Here is a 25976-nt window from a genome sequence, read left to right on the forward strand (position 1 = left end):
CGCGCCGCTCGCCCGAACCTGACCTAGAGAATCATGGGTGATTCGCCTTGTCTAGAGGCAAAGGTAAAAATCCGTTAACTATTTATATTTCTGTATTTTTTGCGCGATTCGAATCACGGGCGGGCCGGCCGCCACGTCCTGCGCGGCGGCCGGTTCGGCAAATTACCCTTTAAGCGTGCGTTCCACGATGTCGCGGACGTCAGTGGAAAGGTTGGGCGCCTGTTCGATCCTGCTCAATGCGGCGCGGGCGTGATCGGCGCGCGTCGGCTCCAGCGAGCGCCAGGAGCGCATCGAGGTCAGAATGCGGGCGGCAAGCTGCGGGTTGCGCTCGTCGATTTCGAGAATTTCGCCCGCGAGAAAATGATAGCCTTCGCCGTCGGCACGGCCGAAACCGGTCGGATTGGCAAAGGCGAAGGTGCCGACCAGCGCCCGCATTCTGTTCGGATTGGTCCGCCTGAAGAGAGAATTCTCCATGAGGGCGCGCACCCGCTCCAGGGTCTTGGCGCCTGGAATGCCGGCCTGAATGGAGAACCATTTGTCGATGACGAGCGCGTTTTCTGCAAAGCGGTCGCGGAAGGCGGCCAGCGCCTGACCCGTCTCTGCACTCTCGGGGAAATGATGGACGAGAAGCGTCAGCGCATGGCTGAGAACCGTCATATTGTTGGCCGCATCGAAGGCGGCCTTGGCGCGAACCGGTGTCTGCTCGGCATAGGAGAGGTAGGTGAGGGCGCTATTGCGCAGCGCGCGCAAGCCGGCGCTTTTGGCATCCGGGCTAAAATCGCCTGATGTCGTCATCGATGCGTAGAGGCCGGCAAAGATACTCTTTCCGGCATCGGCGATTTGCTTCAGAATCGCCTGCCGGCCGGTATGGATGGCGTCGGGATCGTTATTGCCGCCGAGTTCGCGGGCAATATCGGATTCGCTTGGCAGAGCCAGCGCCTGGGCGCGAAAGGCAGGCTCGAGGCTCTCGTCGGCGGCAGCCGCCACCAGGGTCTCGACGAAGGTCGCCTCGCAGGCAACCGGCTTGCCCTCACGCGCGTCACGGGCGGCTTTGAGAAGGTTCGGCAGCGCCAAATCGGTCAGCGCCTGCCAGCGGGAGAAGTGATCCGTCTCGTAACGGGCGAGGCGAGCAAGATCGGCCGGGCTCTGATCGAAATGCAGGTTGATCGGCGCCGAGAAGCTGCGGTTGATCGAGACGACCGGGCGTGAGCCGACGCCGTGGAATACCGCCGTCTGTGCGCGGCTGGTCAGGTGCAGCACCTCGCCGGAATATTCCGCGCCGCTGACCGCGCTCGGCTCGATCTTGCCGCCATTTTCGCCGAAGAGCGCGAGGCTGAGCGGAATATGCATCGGTTCCTTGCTCGACTGGCCGGGTGTTGCCGGGATCATCTGTTCGAGCGACAGGGTGAAGGTGCCGGCTGCCGGATCATAACCGCCCGATGCGGTGACCAGCGGCGTGCCGGCCTGATGATACCAGAGCGAGAATTGCGTGAGGTCGCGCCCGCTTGCATCCTCGAAGCATTTGACGAAATCCTCGATCGTCACGGCCTGGCCGTCATGGCGGTCGAAATAGAGGTCCATGCCCTTCTTGAAACTGTCTTTGCCGATGAGCGTGGCGATCATGCGCGTGACTTCGCTGCCCTTCTCGTAGACAGTCCGCGTGTAGAAATTGTTGATCTCGCGATATGTCGTCGGCCGCACCGGATGGGCCAGAGGGCCGCCATCCTCCGGAAACTGCTCGGATTTCAGGTGGCGCACATCGGCGATGCGCTTGACCGGGCGCGAGCGCTGATCGGAGGAAAATTCCTGGTCGCGATAGACCGTCAGGCCTTCCTTGAGGCACAGCTGGAACCAGTCGCGGCAGGTGATGCGGTTGCCCGTCCAATTGTGGAAATATTCATGCGCGATGACCGCTTCGATATTGGCGTAGTCGGCATCGGTCGCGGTCTCGGGATCGGCAAGGACATATCTGTCATTGAAGACGTTGAGACCCTTGTTCTCCATCGCGCCCATGTTGAAGTCGGAGACGGCGACGATCATGAAGATGTCGAGATCATATTCGCGCCCGAACCGCTCTTCGTCCCACTTCATCGAGCGCTTCAGCGCATCCATCGCATAGGCTGCGCGGGTCTCCTTGCCGTGTTCGACATAGATCTTCAGCACCACTTCGCGACCGGACATGGTAGTGAAGGTGTCTTCGACGACGCCGAGATCGCCGGCCACGAGGGCGAAGAGATAGCTGGGCTTCGGATGCGGGTCGAACCAGGCGGCGAAATGCTTGCCGGGGCCATAGCCGGCGCCGCCGAGGAAATTGCCGTTCGACAGCAGCAGCGGGTTGGCGTCCTTGTCGGCGATGATGTTAACCGTGAACGGCGCCAGCACGTCCGGCCGGTCGGGGAAATAGGTGATGCGGCGGAAGCCTTCCGCCTCGCACTGGGTGCAGTAGATGCCGCCGGTGCGGTAAAGGCCCATCAGCTGGGTATTGGCTTCAGGATTGATGATCGTGGTGATCGTCAGCTCGAAGGGAGCGCTCTCCGGCAGGTCGCGCACTGTCAGGCTTTCCGGCGTCGCGTCATAACGTGAAGGGTCAAGCTCGACCTGGTCGAACAGCAGCCCCGCCAGCGTCAGCTCGTCGCCGTCGAGCACGATCGGCGCCGCAATGTCGGCGCCCGGACGACGATGAAAGATGAGCCGCGCTTCGACCTTCGTCTCCGTCGGATCAAGTTCGAATGTCAGGTCCACGCGTTCCAGCACGAAGTCGGTGGGACGGTAATCTGCCAGATGAATGACCTGGCCGGTATCTGTTCGCATGGTGTTTCCTGAAGACCGTTATTTGACAACCGCGGATACAGAGGCGGGCGCACTCTGCCTAAATTGCCGGGCATGATTACATTAAAGTCTGAACTAAAGTTAAAGCAAATTGCCGGCAAACGCGAAGTTCGCAGGCAAAATATCTATTGGAAGCGGATGAACGTGGCTGTCGGCCGAAGGTGCTATATCGGATCGAGCGCCGCAGCGTCGCTCTCCCGCCTGACCAGTCGGATTGGATGCGAAAAGTGATAAATTTTCGCCCATCTCGGATTTTCTTTAGCTAGGATGACAGACGTCACTCGCCGCGTCCCCGAGTCGGACGCGTCTCCCCGTTCCTGTTAAGTCAGCATCAGAGCCAGGATCATGCACTCGGTTCTCAGAAACCCGATGAGAGGCATTGCGCTGAAAGTCTCGTCGGTCGTGGTCTTCCTGGCCATGCAGACCTTCATCAAGCTGGCCGGCCCGGACATCCCGCCGGGCCAGGTCACCTTCTGCAGGTCCTTCTTCGCGCTATTCCCGATCATGGCCTACCTCGCTTATATCGGCCAGCTGCGCGCCGCCTTCCACACCGCCAACACGGTCGGCCACCTGAAGCGCGGCACGATCGGCATCCTGTCGATGGCTTTCGGTTTTTACGGCCTGCTGCATCTGCCGCTGCCGGAGGCGATCGCGCTCGGCTACGCCTTGCCGCTCGTCGCCGTTATCTTCGCCGCGGTTTTTCTCGGCGAGACCGTACGCATCTATCGCTGGAGCGCCGTTCTGGTCGGCATCGTCGGCGTCGCTATCGTCTCCTGGCCGAAACTGACGCTGTTGCGTGACGGTGGCATGGAAGCCGAACAGGCAGTCGGCGCACTTTGCGTGCTGCTCTCGGCCGTTCTCGGCGGCATGGCGATGATCCAGGTGCGTCGTCTCGTCGAGGAGGAGAAGACTGCGACGATCGTGCTGTATTTTTCACTCACCGCGTCGGCCTTCTCGCTGGCTTCCCTTCCTTTCGGCTGGCTCGTCCTGCCATGGCCGTCGGCGCTTTATCTGGTCGCTGCCGGCTTTTGCGGTGGTGTCGCCCAGATTCTGCTGACGGAAAGCTATCGCCATGCCGATGTCTCCACCATCGCGCCCTTCGAATATACCTCGATCCTGCTCGGCGGTATCGTCGGCTACTTCGTGTTCGGCGACGTGCCGACCGTCACCATGCTGATCGGTACCGTCATCGTCGTTGCCGCCGGTATCTTCATCATCTATCGCGAGCATCAGCTGGGCATCGAACAGCGCGAGGCGCGCAAGGCGACGACGCCGCAAGCCTGACGCTCTGACCGGCATTAACGCGAAGATTGCCTCCGTGCGAGGCTTGCTTCCGGTGAGCGAAAGGAATGGCGAATTCTTGGGATGGCGTCGACCCGCGGAATATGATTGTTGAACATGAGAAACTATCATTTATTCAACACTATGCATGTCTGATAGGCCGCTTTGCGGCTTCGATATTACTGCTCCGAACGCTGGCCTGCGAGCGGAGGTGGAGAAAAGCATAATGGCATTCACGGCGGAGCAATTGGCGGGGAACTGCTCCTTTCTGATGAGCATCCGCTTTCTGGCTGGGCAGACGCGCGGCATGTTCGACGCCGGTCCACGTTTGGCGCGACTGCTCGCCTCGCATCAGCGCTGGCTCCTGACTCAGACCGCCTATGCCCTCCACCTGGAATTTGATCCGCGCGACCCGACGTCGGGTTTCACCGCCGTTCGGCTGACCGGTCGCATCACCGCACACAAGGTTGCGAGCCGCAACACCGTGCTCGCCTTCATCGAAGAACTCTATACCTACCGTTTCATCACCCACACACCTGGCGACGAGCGGCGCCGGCCACGACATTTTGAACCGGCCAGTGTCAGCCACCAGGCGATGTTCGGCTGGATCTACGCCAATCTGGCCGCCCTCGACCTGCTCGACGGCGGCGAAAGGGCGACCTTTTTCCAGGCAAATCCAGCATTGATGAAGCTCGTTCAGCCGCGCATTGCCCGCCATTGCCTGGAAGATGCCGCCTGGCGGGAGCCGCCGGAGCAGGTGGCACAGTTTCTCTGGACGGAAGCCGGCGGCCTCGTCGTCGACAACTTCATCAGCCGGATGGATATCGAGAACACCGAGTCCGACAGGTTTGTCGTCGGCCGCGTCGAAACTCGCGCGCTCGCCGCCGATTTCATGATGTCGCGCACGCACCTGCAGCGGCTCTTGGCAAAGGCGGCGCAGCGCGGCTGCGTCGGCTGGCATGACGAGCCGCGCAAGACGCGGCTCTGGATATCGCGGGATTTTGTCGAAGAATATTGCGCCTGGCAGGCCGTCAAGTTCGCCTATGTCGACGAAGCCTTCGAATGGGCGAAAACCCGGATCCAAGAATTGGCGGTCTGATCAGAGAACGATCGCCGCTGCACTCGCGCCGAAATCGGAGACGCCATCGACAGGCCTTAGCCGCTCGCGCTCATACTCCCGCGCGGCGCAGACCGCGGCGCGGATATGCTCGAAGGTTTCAATGTTGCGAAGAATGGATAGCAGGATCGTCGACATGTTGGCTTACTCTGATACGGAGCGCACGCTTCGTTAAATCGAAGCCGTTGCGCCCGCGAAAAGACGCACGGGGCTGTAGTGCCCGCCACTCAATATTGCTGGAAGTCGGAAAAAATAGCGTTCGGACGCGCTGTGCGGCCGTTGACGCCGGTGCCGCGGGCAACCATCTGCTCGTTCGCGGCAAAGCCGAAACGGCTATAGCCCTGGGTGGAACGAATCTGGTCGCCGGCGAGGCGAAGGGTTTCAAACCCGCAATGGATAGGACGAAATCGCTTGTTCATGGCCTTGGTTCCTGTAATTCCTCCCAAGACACCCCTTTATATTGCAGTGCAGCATCGATTCTGCAATGCATCGTGACGCGATGCAGCCATGCGGAAAACGCATGGATCATTTCATGAATTATTCACTTCGACTAATTTCTAAGCAAAGCGAGCGAGTTAAGCTTTGCTTGAAAGACCAGCAGGTCGTTCCAGGCCAGCCGTTTGTTGACAGGTGCGGTTAACAGATCCTGAGGATGCAGGCTGGCAATGGCGGGGATGACGCGCTCGGCGACGGCAATTTCTCTCCAGCGGCCGCGCAGGCCGTGAATCGTATCGTTTTCTCCGAAGAAGAACCGCGCCGCGAAATTGCCGAGCAGCAGGATCGCCTGCGGCTCGGCGAGCGCAATCTGCCGCTCGATGAAGGGTCGGCAGATATCCATTTCGGCCGGCGACGCCGCGCGGTTGCCGGGCGGCCGCCAGGGAATGACCTGCGTCAGCAGGACGCCGGAACGGCTAAGCCCGATCGCCGCCAGCATCTTGTCGAACAGCTGGCCGGATTTTCCCGAGAACGGCGTGCCCTCACGATCGTCTTCGGCACTCGGCGCCGAGCCGATCACCATGATGCCGCTGTCGGCGTCGCCGCTGGCAACGATCGTCGAGCGGGCGCTGTGCTTGAGATTGCAGCCGTTGAAGGCCTCGATCGCGGTCTTGAGCTCACCGAGCGACCGCGCCGCTTCGGCGACGAAACGCGCCTGCTGCACGGCCTCGCCGTCCGGGATCGCCGGTTGCGGCCCGGAGGCCGGGGCCGGACGCGCCGCTGCACTCGGACGAGGCGATGTCTGGCGCTGCCCCGGGAGAGGACGTTCCTCAGCAATGGGCCGTTCCTGCTGCGCCTGCGCCGCCGGACGGCGCGCGGCCTTCATCGCCTCGAATTCGGCGAAGCGGTCGACCGCCTCTTCTTCCAGCGGCCATTCCACACCGGCATCCGCATGGAAATGCAGAAGCGCTGCAAGCTCGGCGGGGGAAAGGTCGTTGGCGGAGATCATGCGGCAAATCTAGCGAAGAGATCGTGGCATTGAAAGGGCGGGCGGCACATTGGCCGCGCTTGCCGGCTTTATTGCACAGTCCATTGCGTGATGTCGTCGCGTTCGCCGATCAGCGCCAGTCCATGGGCGATCGACAGCAGTTCGCCGCCGCTTTCGATCCGGCCGCGCTCGAAGCGCTCGGTGAAGATGCGGCGCACCGCCGGCACGAAGGAGGTGCCGCCGGTCAGGAACACCTTGTCGATGTCGGCAGGCTTCGTCTCGGTCTTGACGAGCACCTCGTCGAGCGCACCTTCGATGCGGGCGAGATCCTCGGCGATCCAGCCTTCGAAGTCGCGGCGCTTGATGCTGCGCTGTCCGCCGCGGCCAAGGGGCGCGAAGTCGAAATGCGCCTCGTCGGCAGTCGAGAGCGCCATCTTTGTCGCCGACACCGCCTGGTAGAGCGGATATCCCTCGTCATGGTCGATGAGGTCGATGAAGATTTCGAGCTTTTCCGGCTCCAGGCTGGTGCGCACCAGTTTCTTCAAATCCTCGAACTCCCGCGTGGTCTTGAAGATCGACAGCTGGTTCCAGCGACCGAAGCTGGAATAGTAGTTGGACGGCACTTCGAGAATCTTGTCGAAGCTCTTGAAATGGCTTCCCTTCCCGATTAGCGGAGCGACGATGTTGTCGATCATCCGATAGTCGAAATGATCGCCGGCGACGCCGACGCCGGAATGGCCGATCGGCGTTGCCGTCAGCCTGCCGGCGACGGTTTCGAAGCGGATCAGCGAATAGTCGGTCGTGCCGCCACCGAAATCGGCGACCAGCACCGTCGCATCCTGCTTCAGATTCTGCGCGAAATAGAAGGCGGCGGCGACCGGCTCGTAGACATAGTGGATTTCGGGAAAGCCGAAGCGCGACAGCGCCTCGTTGTAACGTTCGGTCGCCAGCGCCGGATCGGGGCTGGCGCCGGCGAAATGCACCGGACGGCCGGTGACGATGCGGCTGACATCCGAGGGCCAGCTGTCGCCGGCATAGTTGCGCAGGCGCCGCACGAAGATCTCCATCAGGTCCTCGAAATTGTGCCGCTTGGCGAAGATCAGCGTGCCCTGGAACAGCGCGCTTGCCGCGAAGGTCTTGATCGACTGCAGGAACCGGCATTCGCCGGGATTGTCGATGAATTGCCGGATCGCCGCATGGCCCGCCTCCACCTTCAGCGCCGAGGCGCCGAGCTGGGAGTCCTTCATGAAGGAGAGTGCCGTCCGCATGCTGTCGGCCGTGCCGGCCGCGCTTGTGAACGTCATCGAGCCCGTCGCCCCGCCATCCGCCATGGCGAGAACCGTATTCGTCGTGCCGAAGTCGAAACCCAGCGCCTGAGCCATGCCCGCACCTCTTCATGCCGATTGTTGATGGAGACGGAGCAGCGCTCCGCAAGGGCGTAAGGACGCCCGGATCAAGGAGGGCGGTTGATGCCATAGCGGCGTGACACATTCAAGTGGATTGAAGATCGAGGCGCGCTGCCATGTCCGCTTCTTCGCCGCTCGGGCAAGAAGCGGACCGGCAAGGCCCGGTATCGTCAGAACGCCTTACTCGGCGGCCAGCGCCCTTGTCTCCTGCAACACCGGCTCCTCGACCTTCTTCTGGCCCATCAGCCTGCCGAGGAAGCTTCCGAACCGGTCCATCTCGACGAAGATGACGGGGGTGATGAACAGCGTCAGCAGCTGCGACACGACGAGGCCGCCGACGACGGCGATACCGAGCGGCTGGCGTAGCTCCGAGCTGGCGCCGGTGCCGAGCGCGATCGGCAGGGCGCCGAGCAGGGCGCAGAAGGTCGTCATCATGATCGGCCGGAAGCGCCGCACGCATGCCTCGTGGATCGCGGCCGTCGCTTTTTCGCCGGTCGTGCGCATGGTCTCCACCGCCACGTCGATCATCATGATCGCGTTCTTCTTGACGATGCCGATCAGCATCAACAGGCCGATGAGGGCAATGATCGACAGGTCGAAGCCCGTGATCTTCAAGGCGAGCAGCGCACCGAAGGCCGCCGCGGGCAGGCCGGACAGAATGGTGAGCGGATGGATGAAGCTCTCATAGAGGACGCCGAGCACGACATAGATGGTCAGAATGGCCGCCAGGATCAGATAGGGCGTATTGCCTTGCGACTGTTCGAAGATCTCGGCCGTGCCGCCATAGGAGGTGAAGACATCGGCCGGCAGGCCGATCTCCTTCTTGATCTGGTCGATCGCTGCCGTCGCGTCGCTGAGCGAAACGCCCTCGGGCAGGTTAAAGGAAACGGTGGTCGAGACGAGCTGGCCCGTCTGATTGATCGTCACGGGGCCGGTGGTGCGCTGGACGTGCGCGAAGTTCGAAAGCGGCACCAGACTGCCATTGGACGAGGCTACGCGAATCTCCGACAGCTTCTGGTCGTCCCAGAGCTTGCTGGTGTCGTATTCGACGATGACGTCGTAGCTGTCGCCGGTCGACTGGATCTCCGCCGCTGCATATCCGCTGAAGGATTCCTGCAGCGTCGTGCGCAGCGTATCATTGTCGATCCCATAGGCGGCCGCCCGCTCGGTATCGATGACGATATTGGCTTGCAGGGCGTTGTTCTGGGCATCCGATGTCACATCGGTGAACAGCCCGCGGTCACCACGCATCGCCGCCTGGATCTTGCCGGCCCAGAGGTTGGTCTGGTCGGCGCTCAGCGCCTGGATGACCAGCTGATACTGGCTGGCGGTCTGGCGGCCGCCGAAGCGCAGGCTCTGGTTCGGCGTCACGAAGGCCTGCAATCCGGGAATCTTGTTGATTGCAGTGCGCAGCTCACGCAATGTCTGATCAAGCGGCGGGCGCTCCTTCTTGTCCTTGAGTTCGACGAACATCGAACCATTGTTCTGCGGTTTGTTCGGGTTGCCGCCGATTGTCGACATCACGTGATTGACCGCCGGGTTCGCCTTGACGGCGGCTGCCGCCTGCTGCTGGAGCGCCTCCATGGCGGAATAGGAAATGTCCTGCCGGGCCTGCGTGCTGATCGACAGGCGGCCGATATCCTCCTGCGGGAAGAAGCTCGTCGGCAGCGTCATGAAGAAATAGAACGTCAGTGCGACGGAGCCCAGGAAGATGCCGAGGATCGTCAGACGATGGCGAAGGCACCAGCCAACTGCCCTGTCGTAGCCGTTGAGCGTCCGCTCGAAGCCTGCATCGAAGAGGCGAATGAGGAGCGGCGGCCGGCTGTGATTGTTGGAAAGACGCGAGCCGAGCATCGGCGTCACCGTCAGCGAGACGATCGCTGACGATATGATGGCGATGGCAACGACCATGCCGAATTCGTTGAACACGCGGCCGACGACGCCGCCCATCAAGAGGATCGGGATGAAGACCGCGATCAGCGAAACCGACATGGAAATGATGGTGTAGCTGACTTCGCCCGCTCCCTTGATCGCCGCTTCACGCACCGGCATGCCTTCTTCGACGTGACGCAGGATGTTTTCGAGCATGACGATCGCATCGTCCACCACCAGACCCACCGCGAGCGTCAGCCCCAACAGCGAGATATTGTCGATGCTGTAGCCGAGCACATACATCATCCCGAACGTCGAGATCAGCGACAGCGGAACGGCAAGCCCCGGAATGATCGTCGCGGTCGCATGGCCGGTGAAGAGATAGATGACGAGAACGACGAGGCCGATCGTCAGGAATAGTGTGAACTTCACATCGGCGATGGCGGCGCGAATGGGTTTTGCGGCGTCGTTCATGACCACGGTCGTCACCGAAGACGGAATTTCGGCGTGCAGCTGCGGCAGCTTGGCGTTGATCGCATCGACGACATCGACCGTATTGGCATCCGGCTGACGCTGGATGGCGAGGATGATGCCGCGCTGGCCATCATACCAGCTGCCGGTATACTGGTTCTCGACCCCATCCTGCACATCGGCGACATCACCCAGATGGATCGGCGCTCCATTCGGATTGGCGATGACGAGCGAGCGGAATTGGTCGGCATTGGTGCGCTGCGTGTTGGCGGTGATCGTCATGCTCTGCGAATTGTTCTGCAGCGTCCCCACAGGCTGCTGGCTGTTGGCGGCAGCAAGCGCCTTGTTGACGGTGTCGATGCCGATGCCGCGGGTGAGCAGCCTGTTGGGGTCGACTTCGACGCGCACGGCATAGGTCTGCGCACCATAGACGCTGACCTGGGCAACGCCGGGCAGCGTCGAAAGCGATGGCGAGATGATGTCCTCGGCGATCTCGTCGAGCTTGCTGCGCGGCATGGTGTTGCTCTGCACGGAGAGCAGCATCACAGGCGCATCGGCTGGGTTGGTCTTGCGATAGCTCGGTGGTGTCGTCAAGTTGTCGGGCAGCTGCCGGGTCGCGTGCGAGATCGCCGCCTGCACGTCGGCTGCGGCCGCGTCGATATCGCGGTTGAGATCGAACTGCAGCACGATGCTGGTGCTGCCGAGCGAGCTCGAGGCGCTGATTTCGCTGATCCCGGGAATGGTCTCGAACTGTTTGATCAGCGGCGTGGCAACCGAGGTCGCCATGGTCTGCGGCGAGGCGCCGCTCAGCTGGGCCGAAACGTTGATCGTCGGAAAATCGACCTGCGGCAGGGCTGCAACCGGCACGAGCCGGTAGCCGGCAAGACCGGCCAGAATGACGCCGATGGCAAGCAGCGTCGTCGCGACGGGGCGCTGGATACAAAAATTCGGGATCATTGCTGAGCTCCCACCGCGATCGTCTCGGACTGCTGCGGTTGCCGAGGCTCTTCGGCAGAGGCGACATCAAGGGTCTTGTCGTCGAACTGCTCGTTGATCGCCTGCTGGTCGCTGAGCTGGCCCTGGCCTTCGATGACGACATGGTCGCCCGGCTGAAGACCCGATTCGATGGCGGTAAAGCCGCCATTGGCGCGGGCGACGGTGACCGGCGTCAGATGCGATTTGCCGTCCTTGACGACAAAGGCGAAGAACCCGTCCGGGCCGGGGCTGACGGCAACCGTCGGCACCACCACCTGCTGTTGGTCGTTGTTGAAATGCACGATGATGTTGATCGATTGGCCAGGCCAGAGCGCACCGGAGGCATTCTCGAACTTTGCCTTGGCCAAGATCGTGCCCGAGGCGGTATCGACCGTGTTGTCGTAGAAGCTGATTTCGCCCTTGCGGATCTGCCCCTTGGTGGAAGCGGGAACTGTGCTGACCTCGACCGGACCGACTGCCAGCGCCTTCTTCAGGACGCGCAGATAACGTTCCTGCAGGTGAAATTTCACATAGATCGGATCGTATTTCGCGATGGTGACGATTGCCGAGCCGGCATTGAGGAAGGCGCCCTTGCTGACGGCAATATCGCCGAGCCGGCCGTCGAAGGGCGCCCGGATATCTGTATTCTCGAGGATGACTTGATCCGAGTCGAGGGTGGCCTTGTCAGCCTCGACCGTGGCCGCGGCGGTGTCGCGGGCAGCTCTTGCCTGGTCGAGGCTCTGCTGCGTGCCGGCCTTCTGGTCGAACAGGTCCTGCGCGCGAACCAGCGCTGTCTCTGCTTCCGAAAGCGTTGCCGTATCCCGGACGATCATCGCATTGTCTTTGTCGACCGCCGCCTTCGCCGTCCGGTCGTCCAGCTTGGCGATAAGGTCGCCGGCTTTGACGGTCGCTCCATCCTGCGCATTGATGCTGACGATCAGGCCCTGTTCCTGTGCGGCCATGGTCGTATTGTCGTCGGCATCGGCCCAGCCGGACGCGGTGACATCCGTCGGCAGCGTCGTTTTCACCGCAGCGACTGTTTTGACGACAGTTGGACCGCCGCCGCGTCTGCGCCCGCCACCCTGGTGTTGCCCGCCATTCTCGGCCTGATCGGTCGGCGCCTGATTTGCCTGCGTTTGATCGCCCTGTGCCTGCCTGCTGCCGCCATTGCCGCCGGCCGGCTGCTTGATGAGCTCGGAGAGGTAGGGAATGCGCGCCGCATAAGGGACCAGATTCCCGAATTGCCAAACGCCGACCGCGGCGATTGCGACAAAGCTGACGGTGATCCAAAATTTCTTCATGGGCTAGACCGGGGTTTGAGCAAGGGTGCAAATTTATGCTTTGATTGAGCCGCTTATATTGCGGCGCAAAAAAGACATAATTCCGGTGTCGCGATCACTAAGTGGTTATAACGGCTTAAATTTTTGTAATGAATATTCCGTAATATTCAAATTATACTAATATAGTGCGGGTGCCACTTGGCGCGGCTTCGGCGGCTGGACGCCAACGGGTTTCGACAGGCCGATGCTGCTCGCCTGCATCCAAAGAACAGGGAAAACAGAAAAGGCAGGTCGTCATGACAGAGTTGAACGTCAGCGAATTTCGCTCTCTCATCACAAGTGTATTTCCGGAACTGACGGCCTCCGTTTTCAAGCTCGCGGCGAAGGGCTGGGATTCGATGGCAGTCGACGTCGACGACACGCTGATCTTCAAGTTTCCCCGCCATCTCGGCGCCGAAAGAGCGCTCGTGAAGGAAGCCGCTTTGCTCGATATCGTTCGACCCTCGCTGTCGATGGCAGTTCCCGACATGCGCATTCACGACGGGCCGCCGATCTTCTCCAGCCACGCCAAGCTCGAGGGCGAACACCTCATTGCCGAAGATTACGATGCGCTGGGAGAGGGCGGCCGTCAGCGCCTGGCGGATGACCTCGCGCGTTTCTACGCCGAACTGCACGCGCTCGATGCCGATCGCCTGCGGGCGGCCGGCGCCGGAGCGATCCAGCCATGGCAATCGCCGGAGGCGGTTCGGACGAAGGCTTTGCCGCTGCTGCCGGCTGATATCAAGGGCTTTGCCGAAACCGTTGTTTCGGATTTCGAAGCCTTGCCGCCGGATCCCTACGGCAACGTCTACGGTTTCTTCGACGGTCACGGCTGGAATATGGCCTTCGACTATCGCCAGGGTAGGCTCAACGGCATTTACGATTTCGCCGATTCAGGTTTCGGTCCGTTGCACCAGGAGTTCATCTATTCGAACTTCATCTCGCCCGATCTGACCGCGCGCATCGTCTCGGCCTATGAAATCCTGACCGGACGCAGGCTTGACCGGCGGCGCATTGCGATCCTGACGGGCTTCCATCGGCTTTCCGAACTCGCCGAACTTGCCGACGATCCTGCCAATGTCGAACAGATGATCCGGAGCGCGGCGACCTGGGCCGCTGCGGCGGCCCGTGCGGCCTGAGCGGCTCTAGACGGACCGTGCGGCGCCGCCGTCGCAGCGGATCAGCGAGCCGGTAATGTAGCTTGCCGGCTGGCTGCACAGGAAGGCGGCCGTTGCGGCAAATTCCTCGACCGTGCCATAGCGGCCGACGGGAATGCGCGCCTCTTTGTCGGCGCGAATTTCCTCGAGGCTTTTGCCCGTCCGCTTTGCCGCGGCGCCGTCGAGGTCGTCGAGCCGCCTCGTCAGGATGCTGCCCGGCAGAAGCAGGTTGGTGGTGATACCGAAGCTCGCCACTTCGGAAGCAAGCGTCTTGCTCCAGCCGGCAAGCGCCGGGCGCAGCGTGTTCGACAGCGCCAGGTTGGCGATCGGTTCGATCACGCCTGATGAGGCAACCGTCAGGATGCGGCCCCAGCCTTGCGCCTTCATATCGGGCAGCAGCGCATTGGTGAGCGTTATCACCCGCGCAACCATGGAGAGGAAGTAGGTTTCGAGCTTTTCGGCCGTCATCTCCTCCGTCGTACCGGGCGTTGGTCCGCCGGTATTGTTGATGAGGATGTCGATGCCGCCGAACTTCTCCTTCACCGCCGTTGTTGCCGTCTCGACGAAGCGCTCATCGCCGAGATCGGCCCAGATCCAGTCGGCCCGGCCATTGCCTTCGCTGTTGATCGCCGCGCAATTGGCCCCCAGCTGTTCGCCACTGCGTCCGCAAAGCAGCACGTTTGCACCTTCGCGTGCGAGTGCTACGGCGATGCCGAGGCCAAGCCCGCGCGAGGAGGCGAGAACGAGCGCCCGTTTGCCCTTGATGCCGAGATCCATGATTTCCTCCGATGTCTTCGAGGGATGTATAAGGCGCGGGCGACAAAAAAGGAAAGAGAGGGCCGTGGTCTCACAGGTTTCGCATTTGACGTTAACGTAAGCGGTACTGTAAGTCTCGCATCGGCTGAAATGTCTTTGTGCGAATTGAGGATTGGCTGTCGCATCCCGGCTCGACAATGCTTCGCGGTTTTGACAAGACAGTGGCCATGGGATGATGGCCACTGGCCAAGCGGAGACGAATGAATGACCGAGACGACTGAGCTGCCCGAACGCGAGAGCATGGAATTCGACGTTGTGATCGTCGGCGCCGGTCCTGCCGGTCTGGCGGCGGCGATCCGGCTGAAGCAGGTCAATCCGGAACTGTCGGTGGTGGTGCTGGAGAAGGGGGCCGAGGTCGGCGCCCATATCCTCTCCGGCGCCGTCGTCGATCCTATTGGCATCGACAGGCTGCTGCCCGGCTGGCGTGAGGAAGCCGATCATCCGTTCAAGACGGAGGTGACGGCAGATCACTTCCTGGTACTCGGCCCGGCCGGCTCGATCCGTCTGCCGAATGTGCTGATGCCGCCCTTGATGAACAATCACGGCAACTACATCGTCTCTCTCGGCAATGTCTGTCGCTGGCTGGCGACGAAGGCCGAGGAACTCGGTGTCGAGATCTATCCGGGTTTTGCCGCCGCCGAAGTGCTTTACGATGACGAAGGTGCGGTAATCGGCGTTGCCACCGGCGACATGGGTATCGACAAGAATGGCGAACCCGGCCCGAACTATACCCGCGGCATGGAGCTGCGCGGCAAATACACGCTGATCGGCGAGGGCGTGCGCGGTTCGCTCGCCAAGCAGCTGATCGCCAAGTTCGACCTGCAAAAGGATCGTGAGCCGCAGAAATTCGGCATCGGCATCAAGGAGCTCTGGCAGGTCAAGCCGGAGAACCACAGACCGGGCCTTGTGCAGCATTCCTTCGGTTGGCCGCTCGGCATGAAGACCGGCGGCGGCTCCTTCCTCTATCACCTCGAAGACAATCTGGTGGCCGTCGGCTTCGTCGTTCACCTGAACTACAAGAACCCCTATCTCTATCCCTTCGAGGAGTTCCAGCGTTTCAAGACCCATCCGGCGATCCGCGGAACCTTCGAGGGCGGCAAGCGGCTCTCCTATGGCGCGCGCGCCATTACCGAGGGCGGCTACCAGTCGGTGCCGAAGCTGTCCTTCCCGGGCGGGGCGCTGATCGGCTGTTCGGCCGGTCTGGTCAACGTGCCGCGCATCAAGGGCAGCCACAATGCGGTGCTGTCGGGCATGCTGGCCGCCGAGAAGATTGCTGCGGCGATTGTATCAGGCCGCAGCCATGACGAGGTGGTCGAGATCGAGAATGAATGGCGTGGCACCGACATCGGCCGCGACCTGAAACGGGTGCGCAACGTCAAGCCGCTGTGGTCGAAGTTCGGCACGGCGCTCGGCGTCGCGCTCGGCGGTCTCGACATGTGGACCAACACGCTGCTCGGCTTCTCCTTCTTCGGCACGCTGAAGCACGGCAAGACCGATGCGCAGTCCCTGGAGCCGGCATCCCAGCATAAGCCGATCGCCTATCCGAAACCCGACGGCGTCCTGACCTTCGACCGTCTGTCCTCGGTGTTCCTGTCGAACACCAATCACGAGGAAGACCAGCCGGTGCATCTGCAGGTCAAGGACATGGGGCTGCAGAAGAGCTCCGAGCTCGGCATCTATGCCGGGCCGTCGACCCGCTACTGTCCGGCCGGCGTCTACGAATGGGTGGAGAAGGATGGCGACAAGACCTTCGTCATCAACGCCCAGAACTGCGTGCACTGCAAGACCTGCGACATCAAGGACCCCAACCAGAACATCAACTGGGTGCCGCCGCAGGGCGGCGAGGGGCCGGTCTATCCGAATATGTGAGGCGCATCGCGGACATCGGCGGTGATTTCGACCGCTGACGTCTTCGTGATCGCCTGCCGTTAGCCGTTCGTTAACCATAAATTCCTTAGCTTGCGACATCTTGTTGACGCACTAAGGACACATTCATGACGATCTCCCGTCGGGGTTTTCTGATCGCTCTGCCGCTTTTTGTCGCCGGCTGCTCCTCGACCGGCCTCAACAGCCAGACGAATTATGCAGCACTTCCGGATGAAAAGTTTCCGTTGAGGCAGGTGCCGATCGACAAGATCAAGCCGGAACTTCGCCGCCAGGAAGTGGCCTATGAAAGCACGCATGCGCCGGGCACGATCGTCATCGACACGCCGGCGCGTCGCGCCTACTACGTCCTCGATAACAACAGGGCGATGCGATATGGTGTCGGTGTCGGCCGCGAGGGACTGGCATTTGCCGGCAACGCCTATATCGGACGCAAGGCCGAGTGGCCGAGCTGGACGCCGACGGAAAACATGCAGCGCCGCGAAGAACGCTATCGCAGGCTTGCCGGCGGCATGCCGGGCGGCCCGAATAATCCGCTCGGCGCGCGGGCGATGTATCTCTATCGCGGCGGCAACGACACGCATTTCCGCATTCATGGCACCAATCAGCCGGAATCGATCGGCCTCGCCATGTCGAGCGGCTGTATCCGCATGATGAACCACGATGTGATTGATCTCTATAGCCGCGTCGAGGTCGGAGCCAGGGTTGTCGTCATTCAGGCCTGAGCGACCGAGAACACGCTGAAAAGCCGCCGCAGCGATGGCTGCCGGCGGCTTCGTAATGTCGGTCGCGGCTGATGGTCAGCGTCGCGCGGCAATTCCCGTCGAAAGTGCGACGCCGATGCCGGTGACCACCGCGGCACTGATTTCGGCAAGGCCGATCGTTTCGCCGAGCAGGAGACCGCCGCCGAGGGTCGCAAGAACAGGCGTCAAAGCCGTAAAGGCGGCGGCCTGTGTTCCGCCGAGGATGCGGACCGCCGTGCCATAGGCGACCATGGCGACGAGGCCTGACAGAATGCCCTGGCTCAAAACCTGCAGGCCGATTTCGGCAAGCGGGGCCTGCGGCAGCGAGATTCCGAAGACGAGTGCGAGCACCGCCATGATCAGGAAAGACCAGGCGGCAATCAGCGCGCTGGCCTGAATGGCCGTCAGACCCGAGCGGCGAAAGGCATGGGTGTAGCTTGCCCAGAGCACGGCGCCGACCGGCAGCATGACAAAGCTTGTCCAGGGCAGGGAGGCATCGGCAAGGCTGCGGGCAAGCAGGATCAGGACGCCGCCGACGATTGCCGCCAGCCCGGCAATGCGTGTGGCATCCGGCCGTTCCCGAAACAAGAGAATGCCGATCAGTGCGGTGGCAAGCGGCATGGAGCCGCCGAGCAGGATGCCGGAGGAAGCTGCCGGTGTGGAGTGAATGGCAAGCGTCGTCACCAGAAAGAAGATCGCGCCGCAGCCGGCGACCATGATCGCCAGCAGATAGAGCGGCACGCCCTTCGGCAGCAGGCCGATGCGAAGCCAGACGGGCGAAAGCGCGAGCGCCGGAATGCCGAAGCGGATGAGGCCGATATCGATGGAGCCGAGCGACGTCGCCGCGCTGTGGCGGGTCGCCAGAAACCAGGTCGCCCAGATCAGCACGGTGATACTGCCGGCGGCATAACCGAACGTCTGCGAAGGTGATTTGTCGTTTGAAAATACAATCGTGCTCATCGTCCCTAATCCTTTCCTCCATCCGGATCTTGTCCGGTCGAGGAAGAGATTAGCGCCGGGAGCCAGGGCATGTCCTTGCTATCTATGGCTCGAAAAGCGTGCTATACGCAATCTTCTGCCAAATCATGCCCAAGGGTTTCACGAAAGTGCCAAATCTCGATAAATTCGATATTGCCATCCTGAAATGCCTGCAGGAAGATGCGCGCGCCACTAACGTCGAGATCGCCGAGAAGGTGAACCTCTCGCCGTCGCCCTGCCTGCGTCGCATCCGTAATCTCGAACGCTCCGGTATCATCCGCGGCTACACCGCCGATATCGATCGCAAGGAGGTCGGTCTCGGCCTGACGGTCTTCGTCGAATTCAAGGTGGTGCATCACAGCCGCGAAAATTCCGAGGCACAGCAGAAGGCATTGCTCGCCATCCCCGAAATCGTCTCCTGTTTCCTGATTTCGGGAACAGCCGATTTCCTGGCCGAAGTGGTAGTGGAAGATCTCGCCGCCTATGAACGGCTTCTGACGGACACGCTGCTGACCTTGCCGAACGTCAGCGACATCCGCTCGAACTTCGCCATCCGCAGTATCAAGACGCATGGGCCGTTGAAACTGCCCGAGGGAAGATAATTTCCCAATAGTTTTTCTCGCTAATAAAAGCCCCTCCCCAACCCCTCCCCACAAGGGGGAGGGACTAATCTGGGGCACCGTCTCGCTCCCATCAAAGGTCAATAGTTGGGATGCGGGTGCGGCAGTCTAAGCTCCTCCCCCTTGTGGCCCCTTGTGGGGAGGGGTTGGGGAGGGGTCTTGGGTGCTACAGCAGCGTCCCGCTGAGGATGAGCAGCGCCACCGAGAAGTAGATGACGAGGCCGGTGACGTCGACCAGCGTGGCGACGAAGGGGGCCGAGGCGCTGGCCGGGTCGAGCCGGAGCTTCTGCAGCACGAACGGCAGCATCGAGCCGCAGATCGAGCCGAACGTGACGATCCCGATCAGCGCGGCAAACACTGTGACGGCGACCATCGGCCAGTGCGGGCCGTAATTGTAGAGCCCGGCCGATTGCCAGAAGACGATGCGGATGAAGCCGACGAGGCCGAGGATCGCGCCGAGCACGATGCCGGTCGGCAGCTCGCGGAAGAGCACTTTCCACCAGTCCGAAAGCTTCAGCTCGCCGAGCGCCAGCGCCCTTATAATCAGTGACGTCGCCTGCGAACCGGAATTGCCGCCCGAGCTCATGATCAGCGGGATGAACAGCGTCAGCACCACGGCCTTTTCCAGCTCGCCTTCGAAATGCTGCATGGCGCTCGCCGTCAGCATCTCGCCGAGGAACAGGGCGGCGAGCCAGCCGGCCCGCTTGCGGATCATGCCGGCAAAGCCGATCTTCATATAGGGCTGGCCGAGCGCCTCCATGCCGCCGAACTTCTGGGCTGCTTCCGTCGTGTCCGAAATCATCGTATCGATCACGTCGTCGACCGTGACGATGCCGAGCACCTGCCCATGTTCGTCGGTCACCGGCAAGGCGAGCAGGTCGTGTTTGCGGATCAACCGGGCAACATCCTCCTGCTTCATCAGCGGATCGGCCGAAACCGGAACGCCTTTCTGGGCGACCGTGAGGATGGAGGCGTCAGGCTCGCCGGTGATGAGGCGGCGCAGCGTCACCACATGCATCAGCGCATGGCTGCGCTCGTCGAGCACATAGATGGCGTAGACGGTCTCGCGCGAGCGTTCGACCTGGCGCACATGATCGAGCGTCTGGGCAACGGTCCAGCTGTCGGGCACGCTGACGAACTCCGTCGTCATGATGCCGCCGGCCGTGCGTGGCGGATAGCCCATCAGATGCTGGATGGCGACGCGCACCGGCTCGTCGAGGCTGGAGAACAGCCGGGCGCGGGTCTCGCCGTCGAGTTCGAGCAGCACGTCGGCGACGCGGTCGTTGGACATGCCGTGCAGCAGCCGTGCGGCGTCCTCGGCGCTGATCAGCGCGAGGATCTGTGCGGCGTTGCGAAGCTCCGGCCGGTCGAAAATGTTGACGGCATAGTCGAGCGGCATGGCCGACAGCACCCGCCCGGCGTCTTGGATGCTGAGCGCGTTCAACGCGTCGACGCGTTCGGCGATCGTGGCGCCGCGGCTGTTGTTGATGAAGGCGCGGGCGGCATGGCCTGCCCGAAGAGGGAAGCGATTGATATTCATGAGGCTCGCCTTTCCGTCGATCCGCCGTAGCGTCCGATCGGGCGAGCCGACAGGAGTCGGTCAGCGCACGAGGGCGGCCGCGTACGGCAAAGGCAATCGACTGCTACTGTCGCTTGGCATCGCTAAGATGACTCCGTTGAAATCCGTGGCCGACAGGTGCCGTCCACATGTATGCTAGGTGGTCCCGAACGCGGAAAAAGTCAAGCCGGCTAAATGCTTAACGCCAGAATGTCGCACCTGTGCGCGTTGCAGGCGGAGATGCGCTACGCCACCTGCGTGCTGCGACGCTCCAGGCGGGCGGAGGCGGCGAAGACGAACAAGCCGAGGAAGGAGAGTGCCGCGCCGACATAGCCCGTTGCCGCAAACCCATAGCCCCAGGCGATGACGAGACCACCAAGCCAGGCGCCGATCGCATTGGCGATGTTGAAGGCCGAATGGTTGGAAGCCGCCGCCAGCGTCTGAGCATCGGCAGCGACATCCATCAGCCGCGTCTGCAGCGCCGGCCCGGCGGCAAAGCCGCAGCCGACGAGGAAGACCGAGAGGCCGAGCATATAGGGGTTGGCAGCAGTCAGCGAGAAGGTGGTCAGCACGACGATGTTATAGATGAGCGAGCCGCCGATCGTGCCGAGCAGCGACTTGTCGGCGAGCCACGAGCCTATGAAATTGCCGGCATTCATGCCGACGCCGAAGAGCACCAGCATGATCGGAACGGCTGTTTCCGGCAACATCGCCACCTCGGTCGTCGTCGAGGCGATATAGCTGAACATGGCAAACATGCCGCCATAACCGACGGCGGCGATGCCGAGCGTCAGCCAGACCTGCGGTCGGCGGAAGGCGCCGAGTTCGCGTGAGAAACTCGCTTCTTCGGAAACCCTGTCCCTTGGAACATAGAGCCAGATCAAGGCCACTGTCAGCAGGCCGACGACGCCGACCGACAGGAACGCCACCTGCCAGTCGAGCGATTGGCCGAAAAATGTCGTCAGCGGCGTGCCGAGGAGAGTTGCGACAGTCAGCCCGAGCATGACGCGTCCGACAGCGCGTGCCCGCCGATGAACCGGCACCATCGAGGCGGCCACAAGCGCGGCGACACCGAAATAGGCGCCATGCGGCAGACCGGTGATGAAGCGCAGCACGGTGAAGGCCTCGAAGGTCGGCGCCATGGCGCTCGATATATTGCCGATGGCAAAGACCAGCATCAGCGTCAAAAGCAGTGTGCGGCGCGCCATCTTCGCGGCAAGAACGGCGATGACGGGCGCGCCGACGACGACGCCGAGCGCATAGGCGCTGATGACATATCCCGCCTGCGGCGTCGTTACCGAGAAGGTATCGGCGACATTGGGCAGCAGCCCCATGATTGCGAATTCGCCGGTGCCGATGCCGAAGCCGCCGCAAGCGAGCGCCAGTTGAACCAAGGCCACGGTCGTTGCCGATGGCAGTTCGTCACCCGGCCGGGTACCAATGGAATCACTGATGGCGATCTCAGTCATGAGAGCTCCGTGGAAAGGTTTTCTGCTTGGCAATGACCCCTGGCGTCGCCGCGAGGCGATCGGGATAAATGGCGGGAAGTGGACGATCTCTCCGATATCCGATCTATCCGCAATGCAGCGGCCGGCGTCGAGTGCAATTTTCGCAGTGCAGCGTCCTGCTATGTGCATATGTCCGTTGCAATATTTGCATTTCTGTCATTTCCTGCCGTGAAGGGGCGGCGCTTGAAATCGCCGGGGGCGCAACCATCTGAGGAGCAAGGCAGGACCATTTCCGCGCCAGGAACGGGAGCCCTCATGAAGCTTGTAGGCTTTTTCAATCGCGACGGCGGTACCTTCAAGACCACCGATATGCTGGCCTACGAGAAGAGGGCGGAAGCAGCTTTCCGCGACGCCGGACACGATTTCGAGGCGATCGTTTTCTCCGGCAAGGAAATCATTCCCGCCATGGAGCGGGCGGCCAAGCGCGACGATATCGACGGCATCGTCGCCGGTGGTGGCGACGGCACGATTTCGGCGGCGGCCTCGATCGCCTGGAAAAACGGCATCGCGCTTGGCGTCGTGCCGGCCGGCACCATGAACCTCTTTGCCCGCTCGCTGCGCGTGCCGCTCGATATCTGGCAGGCGCTCGATGTGCTTGCATCAGGCGAGATCGACAACGTCGATATCGCCAGCGCCAATGGCCGCCCCTTCATTCACCAGTTTTCCGCCGGCTTGCATGCCCGCATGGTGCGCTACCGCAACGCCTACAGCTATCGTTCGCGGCTGGGCAAGATCAGGGCGAGCATGAAGGCTGCTCTCGGCGTGATCTTCAATCCGCCCGAGTTCGAGGTCGAGTTCGAAGCAGCCGGCATGCGTGAGCGCCGCAGGGTCTCGGCGGTCTCGGTCTCCAACAATCCTTTCGGCGAAAATGCGCTGCTTTATGCCGATAATCTCAGAAGCGGCGAGCTCGGCTTCTATACGGCAAATCCGCTGAAACCCCTTGGTGTCGCCCGCCTTGCCATCGACATGCTGCGCGGAAAGGTGCGCGAGAATGCCGATGTCATGGTGATGCATCCGGCCGAGGTGCGCCTGCATTTCCCGAAGCTGCGCTCCAAGGCCAATTGCGTCATGGACGGCGAGTTGCTGCCGCTCGAACGCGACGTTTTGATCCGTCTGCATCCCGGCGAACTGAAGGTTCTCGTCAAGCAGGGTCTGGCAGCTCAGATTGATGCGGACGAACGCCGCGAACCCGCGGCGTAAGGGCCGAAGACGTCAGACACGCGGCAGGTAGGTGCGGTAATCGAAATCGGAGACCGCGCGCAGGTGCGCCAGCGCTTCCTTGCGTTTGGTGTCGCCGTAGAGCGCCTGATAGCGTGTGCCGAAGATATCGGCGACGAAGGGTGAGGCGCGGAAAACATCGACCGCGCTCAGGAAATCATGTGTCAGTCGCGTTGTATTGGGGGGCGTATGCGCTGGCGTCGTCTCCTCGCCGGGGTTGAGTTCGTGATCGAGCCCCGTGAGCATGCCGCCGAGGATCGCCGCCAGCAGCAGGTAAGGATTGGCGTCGGCGCCGGCGACGCGGTGTTCGATGCGCGCGGTCGGCCCGTCCTTGTCGGGGATCCGGATCGCCGTGCCCCGATGGCCGCTGCCCCAGGTCAGATCGACGGGCGCGAACGAGCCTGGCTGGAAGCGCCGGTAGGAATTGGCGAAGGGGGCGAAGATCAGCTGCGCCTCGCGCATGCTGTCGAGCATGCCTGCGGTGACCGATTTCAGCAGCTTCGGCTCGCCGCCTTTGGCGTCGAGAATGTTGCGGCCTTGTTCGTCGATGACGCTTACATGCACATGCAGGCCGGAACCGGCATGGTCGGTATAGGGCTTGGCCATGCAGGTCGATTTCAGCCCGTGGCGGCGCGCCGCCTGTTCGGCGATGCGCTTCAAGTAGAGGCAGTCGTCGGCCGCCGCCAGCGCATTGGCGCGGTGCATGAGGTTGACTTCGAATTGACCGGGCCCGAATTCCGCTGTCGTCGCATCCGCCGGCAGGCCCTGCGCCTTCGCATAGGCCCTCAGCGTCTGCAGATAGGCGTCGAGCGCATCGACGGCGCTCATGTCGTAAAGCTGGAAACCGTTCGGCTCGCCGCGATAGGTGAGGCTTTCGGGCGGGGAAGGGCGTCCGGTCTCGCGCCAGTCTCCAGACATCACATAGAATTCCAGTTCGGTCGCGACGACGGGCGTCAATCCGCGCAGCCTGTAGCGCTCAACCACCGAGGCAAGGATGGCGCGCGGATCCATGAAGCTCGGGCTGCCGTCGAATTCGCACATGGTGGCCAGCACCTGCATCGAGCCCTCCGGCGCCCAGGGCATCGGCGCGAGGCTGCGTCGGTCGGCAACGACCATGCCGTCGGGATCGCCGATCGTCAGCGACAGGCCAGTGATATCGTCATTGTCGTCGCCCCAAATGTCGAGCGATTGCGTCGAGGTCGGCAGGCGGATCTCGCCGGTCCAGATCTTACCTTCGCTGTTCTGAGGAAGCTGCTTGCCGCGCAACTCACCGTTCATGCCGACGATCAGGATTTCGAAACGCGGCTCTCCATCGGCCTTGCCGTCCATCCTGTCGCTCGCCATGACCTTGAAAATCCTCCGGGACAAGGCCAAGCTCCTATCCCATCGACAGCAGCCTTTCAATCCGCGAGGGTCTTTTACCAGTCATGCCCGATACTTACCCGCCCTCCAACCTTGCTGCTATCGACGCCGCGCACCATCTGCATCCCTTCGCCGACATGAAGAAGCTGAATGCCGAGGGAACGCGCATCATTCAGCGCGGCGAGGGCGTCTACATCTTCGATAATCACGGCAGGAAATATCTCGATGGCTTCGCCGGTCTCTGGTGTGTCAATATCGGTTACGGCCGCAGGGAGATCACCGAGGCCGTCGCAAGGCAGATGAATGAGCTGCCTTATTACAACACCTTCTTCGGCACGACCTCGACGCCGGCGACGCTGCTGGCTGAGAAGGTGACGTCCCATGCCGGCGAACGGTTCAACCATATCTTCTTCACCGGCTCGGGCTCGGAGGCGAACGACACCTGGTTTCGCATGGCCCGCGTCTATTGGAGCGCCGTCGGCAAGCCGTCGAAGAAGGTCGTGATCGCCAGGAAGAACGGCTATCACGGTTCGACCGTTGCCGGCGCCAGCCTCGGCGGTATGAAATACATGCACGAACAGGGCGACCTGCCGATCCCGGGCATCGTCCATATCGGCCAGCCCTATTGGTACGGCGAGGGCGGCGATCTCTCGCCGGCCGAATTCGGTCTCAAAGTCGCGCGTGAGCTGGTAGCGAAGATCGACGAGCTCGGCGAGGAGAATGTCGCCGCCTTCGTCGCCGAGCCCGTGCAGGGTGCTGCCGGCGTCATCGTCCCGCCGGAGACCTATTGGCCGGAGATCGACCGCATCTGCAAGGCGCGCAATATTCTGCTGGTGACCGACGAGGTGATCTGCGGTTTCGGTCGTCTCGGCGCCTGGTTCGGCCATCAGCAATTCGGCGTCGAGCCGGATCTCGCGCCGATCGCCAAGGGGCTTTCCTCCGGCTATCTGCCGATCGGCGGCGTGCTGGTCAGCGGCCGCATTGCCGACGTGCTGATCAACGAGGTCGGTGACTTCAATCACGGCTTCACCTATTCCGGCCACCCGGTCTGCGCCGCCGCCGCCCTCGAAAACCTGCGCATCATCGAGGAGGAAAGACTGGTCGAGCGCGTGCGCGACGATATCGGTCCCTATTTCGGCAAGGCCTGGGCAGCGCTGGCCGAACACGATCTTGTCGGCGAGGCAGTCGGCATCGGCCTCATGGGCGGCCTGCAGCTTGCTGCCGACAAGAGCACGCGCACTCGCTTCGACAAGCCCGATCAGATCGGCGCGCTGGTGCGCAACCATGCACTGGCGAACGGCCTGGTGCTGCGCGCCACCGGCGACCGTATGCTCGCCTCGCCGCCGCTTGTCATCAGCCACGCGGAGGTGGACGAGATGGCGAGGATTACCAGGTTGGCGCTGGACCTGGCCTGGAAGGAGCTGAAATCCTGATTTCGC

The 25976-nt window shown here is 62.1% G+C and carries 20 protein-coding genes; 8 read left to right on the forward strand and 12 right to left on the reverse strand.

What is annotated here, in order from left to right; all coding sequences use genetic code 11:
- Positions 1-162 precede the first annotated feature (162 nt).
- Positions 163-2811, reverse strand: coding sequence for an aminopeptidase N (gene pepN / locus Tal182_RS07140; RefSeq protein ID WP_085858918.1), 2649 nt, complete (start codon positions 2809-2811; stop codon positions 163-165).
- A 363-nt stretch (positions 2812-3174) separates the two neighbouring features.
- On the opposite strand from pepN, the gene Tal182_RS07145 reads away from it, so the two are divergent.
- Together Tal182_RS07145 and Tal182_RS07150 are read left to right on the forward strand one after the other, a co-directional pair.
- Complete coding sequence (locus Tal182_RS07145) at positions 3175-4113, forward strand: DMT family transporter (protein WP_085858920.1); 939 nt, start codon at positions 3175-3177, stop codon at positions 4111-4113.
- A gap of 223 nt (positions 4114-4336) precedes the next feature.
- Complete coding sequence (locus tag Tal182_RS07150; protein WP_085858922.1) at positions 4337-5209, forward strand: hypothetical protein; 873 nt, start codon at positions 4337-4339, stop codon at positions 5207-5209.
- On the opposite strand, the gene Tal182_RS32160 is transcribed toward Tal182_RS07150, so the two are convergent.
- From Tal182_RS32160 to Tal182_RS07175, 6 genes are all read right to left on the reverse strand, one after another.
- Entirely contained in the window at positions 5210-5365 is a 156-nt protein-coding gene (locus Tal182_RS32160) for a hypothetical protein (protein WP_164517772.1), read from the reverse strand.
- A gap of 89 nt (positions 5366-5454) precedes the next feature.
- Positions 5455-5646 (reverse strand): hypothetical protein, encoded by a 192-nt coding sequence (locus Tal182_RS07155; RefSeq protein WP_085858925.1) that lies wholly within the window; start codon positions 5644-5646, stop codon positions 5455-5457.
- A 131-nt stretch (positions 5647-5777) separates the two neighbouring features.
- On the reverse strand, positions 5778-6671 hold the full coding sequence (locus Tal182_RS07160) for a uracil-DNA glycosylase (RefSeq protein WP_085858927.1): 894 nt from the start codon (positions 6669-6671) through the stop codon (positions 5778-5780).
- Positions 6672-6739: 68 nt separating this feature from the next.
- Positions 6740-8032 (reverse strand): Hsp70 family protein, encoded by a 1293-nt coding sequence (locus Tal182_RS07165; protein ID WP_085858929.1) that lies wholly within the window; start codon positions 8030-8032, stop codon positions 6740-6742.
- Between the two features lie 204 nt (positions 8033-8236).
- Complete coding sequence (locus Tal182_RS07170; protein ID WP_085858931.1) at positions 8237-11356, reverse strand: efflux RND transporter permease subunit; 3120 nt, start codon at positions 11354-11356, stop codon at positions 8237-8239.
- Positions 11353-12675, reverse strand: coding sequence for an efflux RND transporter periplasmic adaptor subunit (locus tag Tal182_RS07175; RefSeq protein ID WP_085858934.1), 1323 nt, complete (start codon positions 12673-12675; stop codon positions 11353-11355). Before Tal182_RS07175 ends, Tal182_RS07170 begins: the two co-directional genes overlap by 4 nt.
- A gap of 275 nt (positions 12676-12950) precedes the next feature.
- Between Tal182_RS07175 and Tal182_RS07180 the strand changes: the two genes are divergently transcribed.
- Complete coding sequence (locus Tal182_RS07180) at positions 12951-13832, forward strand: aminoglycoside phosphotransferase family protein (protein ID WP_064801389.1); 882 nt, start codon at positions 12951-12953, stop codon at positions 13830-13832.
- A 6-nt stretch (positions 13833-13838) separates the two neighbouring features.
- Here Tal182_RS07180 and Tal182_RS07185 read toward each other — a convergent pair whose 3' ends face one another.
- Positions 13839-14627, reverse strand: a complete 789-nt coding sequence (locus Tal182_RS07185; RefSeq protein ID WP_085858936.1) for an SDR family oxidoreductase — start codon at positions 14625-14627, stop codon at positions 13839-13841.
- A gap of 243 nt (positions 14628-14870) precedes the next feature.
- Here Tal182_RS07185 and Tal182_RS07190 point away from each other — a divergent pair, with 243 nt between their 5' ends.
- Together Tal182_RS07190 and Tal182_RS07195 are read left to right on the forward strand one after the other, a co-directional pair.
- The gene (locus Tal182_RS07190; RefSeq protein WP_085858938.1) at positions 14871-16535 is read left to right on the forward strand and encodes an electron transfer flavoprotein-ubiquinone oxidoreductase; all 1665 of its coding nucleotides are present in this window, start codon (positions 14871-14873) and stop codon (positions 16533-16535) included.
- Positions 16536-16660: 125 nt separating this feature from the next.
- Positions 16661-17275, forward strand: coding sequence for a L,D-transpeptidase (locus tag Tal182_RS07195; RefSeq protein ID WP_085858940.1), 615 nt, complete (start codon positions 16661-16663; stop codon positions 17273-17275).
- Between the two features lie 75 nt (positions 17276-17350).
- Here the strand turns inward: Tal182_RS07195 and Tal182_RS07200 are convergent, their stop codons facing one another.
- Positions 17351-18253 (reverse strand): DMT family transporter, encoded by a 903-nt coding sequence (locus Tal182_RS07200; protein WP_085858942.1) that lies wholly within the window; start codon positions 18251-18253, stop codon positions 17351-17353.
- A 98-nt stretch (positions 18254-18351) separates the two neighbouring features.
- Between Tal182_RS07200 and Tal182_RS07205 the strand changes: the two genes are divergently transcribed.
- Positions 18352-18873 (forward strand): Lrp/AsnC family transcriptional regulator, encoded by a 522-nt coding sequence (locus Tal182_RS07205; RefSeq protein ID WP_011424650.1) that lies wholly within the window; start codon positions 18352-18354, stop codon positions 18871-18873.
- A 184-nt stretch (positions 18874-19057) separates the two neighbouring features.
- Here the strand turns inward: Tal182_RS07205 and mgtE are convergent, their stop codons facing one another.
- Positions 19058-20431 (reverse strand): magnesium transporter, encoded by a 1374-nt coding sequence (gene mgtE / locus Tal182_RS07210; RefSeq protein ID WP_064809958.1) that lies wholly within the window; start codon positions 20429-20431, stop codon positions 19058-19060.
- A 263-nt stretch (positions 20432-20694) separates the two neighbouring features.
- Entirely contained in the window at positions 20695-21918 is a 1224-nt protein-coding gene (locus Tal182_RS07215; RefSeq protein WP_064801397.1) for an MFS transporter, read from the reverse strand.
- A 294-nt stretch (positions 21919-22212) separates the two neighbouring features.
- On the opposite strand from Tal182_RS07215, the gene Tal182_RS07220 reads away from it, so the two are divergent.
- Complete coding sequence (locus Tal182_RS07220; protein ID WP_064801398.1) at positions 22213-23157, forward strand: diacylglycerol kinase family protein; 945 nt, start codon at positions 22213-22215, stop codon at positions 23155-23157.
- Positions 23158-23169: 12 nt separating this feature from the next.
- Here Tal182_RS07220 and Tal182_RS07225 read toward each other — a convergent pair whose 3' ends face one another.
- Positions 23170-24519 carry a glutamine synthetase family protein gene (locus Tal182_RS07225; RefSeq protein ID WP_085858944.1) on the reverse strand — a complete coding sequence of 450 codons (1350 nt, stop codon included), beginning with the start codon at positions 24517-24519 and terminating at the stop codon, positions 23170-23172.
- 83 nt (positions 24520-24602) lie between these two features.
- On the opposite strand from Tal182_RS07225, the gene Tal182_RS07230 reads away from it, so the two are divergent.
- The gene (locus Tal182_RS07230) at positions 24603-25970 is read left to right on the forward strand and encodes an aspartate aminotransferase family protein (RefSeq protein ID WP_085858947.1); all 1368 of its coding nucleotides are present in this window, start codon (positions 24603-24605) and stop codon (positions 25968-25970) included.
- Positions 25971-25976 lie beyond the last annotated feature (6 nt).

It is taken from the genome of Rhizobium sp. TAL182, assembly GCF_002117725.1.
Classification (GTDB): Bacteria; Pseudomonadota; Alphaproteobacteria; order Rhizobiales; family Rhizobiaceae; genus Rhizobium; species Rhizobium esperanzae.

Bases quoted from the DNA above. Each gene is read 5' to 3' on its own strand.
- pepN (WP_085858918.1), bottom strand. From the start codon at position 2,811: ATGCGAACAGATACCGGCCAGGTCATTCATCTGGCAGATTACCGTCCC.
- Tal182_RS07145 (WP_085858920.1), top strand. From the start codon at position 3,175: ATGCACTCGGTTCTCAGAAACCCGATGAGAGGCATTGCGCTGAAAGTC.
- Tal182_RS07150 (WP_085858922.1), top strand. From the start codon at position 4,337: ATGGCATTCACGGCGGAGCAATTGGCGGGGAACTGCTCCTTTCTGATG.
- Tal182_RS32160 (WP_164517772.1), bottom strand. From the start codon at position 5,365: ATGTCGACGATCCTGCTATCCATTCTTCGCAACATTGAAACCTTCGAG.
- Tal182_RS07155 (WP_085858925.1), bottom strand. From the start codon at position 5,646: ATGAACAAGCGATTTCGTCCTATCCATTGCGGGTTTGAAACCCTTCGC.
- Tal182_RS07160 (WP_085858927.1), bottom strand. From the start codon at position 6,671: ATGATCTCCGCCAACGACCTTTCCCCCGCCGAGCTTGCAGCGCTTCTG.
- Tal182_RS07165 (WP_085858929.1), bottom strand. From the start codon at position 8,032: ATGGCTCAGGCGCTGGGTTTCGACTTCGGCACGACGAATACGGTTCTC.
- Tal182_RS07170 (WP_085858931.1), bottom strand. From the start codon at position 11,356: ATGATCCCGAATTTTTGTATCCAGCGCCCCGTCGCGACGACGCTGCTT.
- Tal182_RS07175 (WP_085858934.1), bottom strand. From the start codon at position 12,675: ATGAAGAAATTTTGGATCACCGTCAGCTTTGTCGCAATCGCCGCGGTC.
- Tal182_RS07180 (WP_064801389.1), top strand. From the start codon at position 12,951: ATGACAGAGTTGAACGTCAGCGAATTTCGCTCTCTCATCACAAGTGTA.
- Tal182_RS07185 (WP_085858936.1), bottom strand. From the start codon at position 14,627: ATGGATCTCGGCATCAAGGGCAAACGGGCGCTCGTTCTCGCCTCCTCG.
- Tal182_RS07190 (WP_085858938.1), top strand. From the start codon at position 14,871: ATGACCGAGACGACTGAGCTGCCCGAACGCGAGAGCATGGAATTCGAC.
- Tal182_RS07195 (WP_085858940.1), top strand. From the start codon at position 16,661: ATGACGATCTCCCGTCGGGGTTTTCTGATCGCTCTGCCGCTTTTTGTC.
- Tal182_RS07200 (WP_085858942.1), bottom strand. From the start codon at position 18,253: ATGAGCACGATTGTATTTTCAAACGACAAATCACCTTCGCAGACGTTC.
- mgtE (WP_064809958.1), bottom strand. From the start codon at position 20,431: ATGAATATCAATCGCTTCCCTCTTCGGGCAGGCCATGCCGCCCGCGCC.
- Tal182_RS07215 (WP_064801397.1), bottom strand. From the start codon at position 21,918: ATGACTGAGATCGCCATCAGTGATTCCATTGGTACCCGGCCGGGTGAC.
- Tal182_RS07220 (WP_064801398.1), top strand. From the start codon at position 22,213: ATGAAGCTTGTAGGCTTTTTCAATCGCGACGGCGGTACCTTCAAGACC.
- Tal182_RS07225 (WP_085858944.1), bottom strand. From the start codon at position 24,519: ATGGCGAGCGACAGGATGGACGGCAAGGCCGATGGAGAGCCGCGTTTC.
- Tal182_RS07230 (WP_085858947.1), top strand. From the start codon at position 24,603: ATGCCCGATACTTACCCGCCCTCCAACCTTGCTGCTATCGACGCCGCG.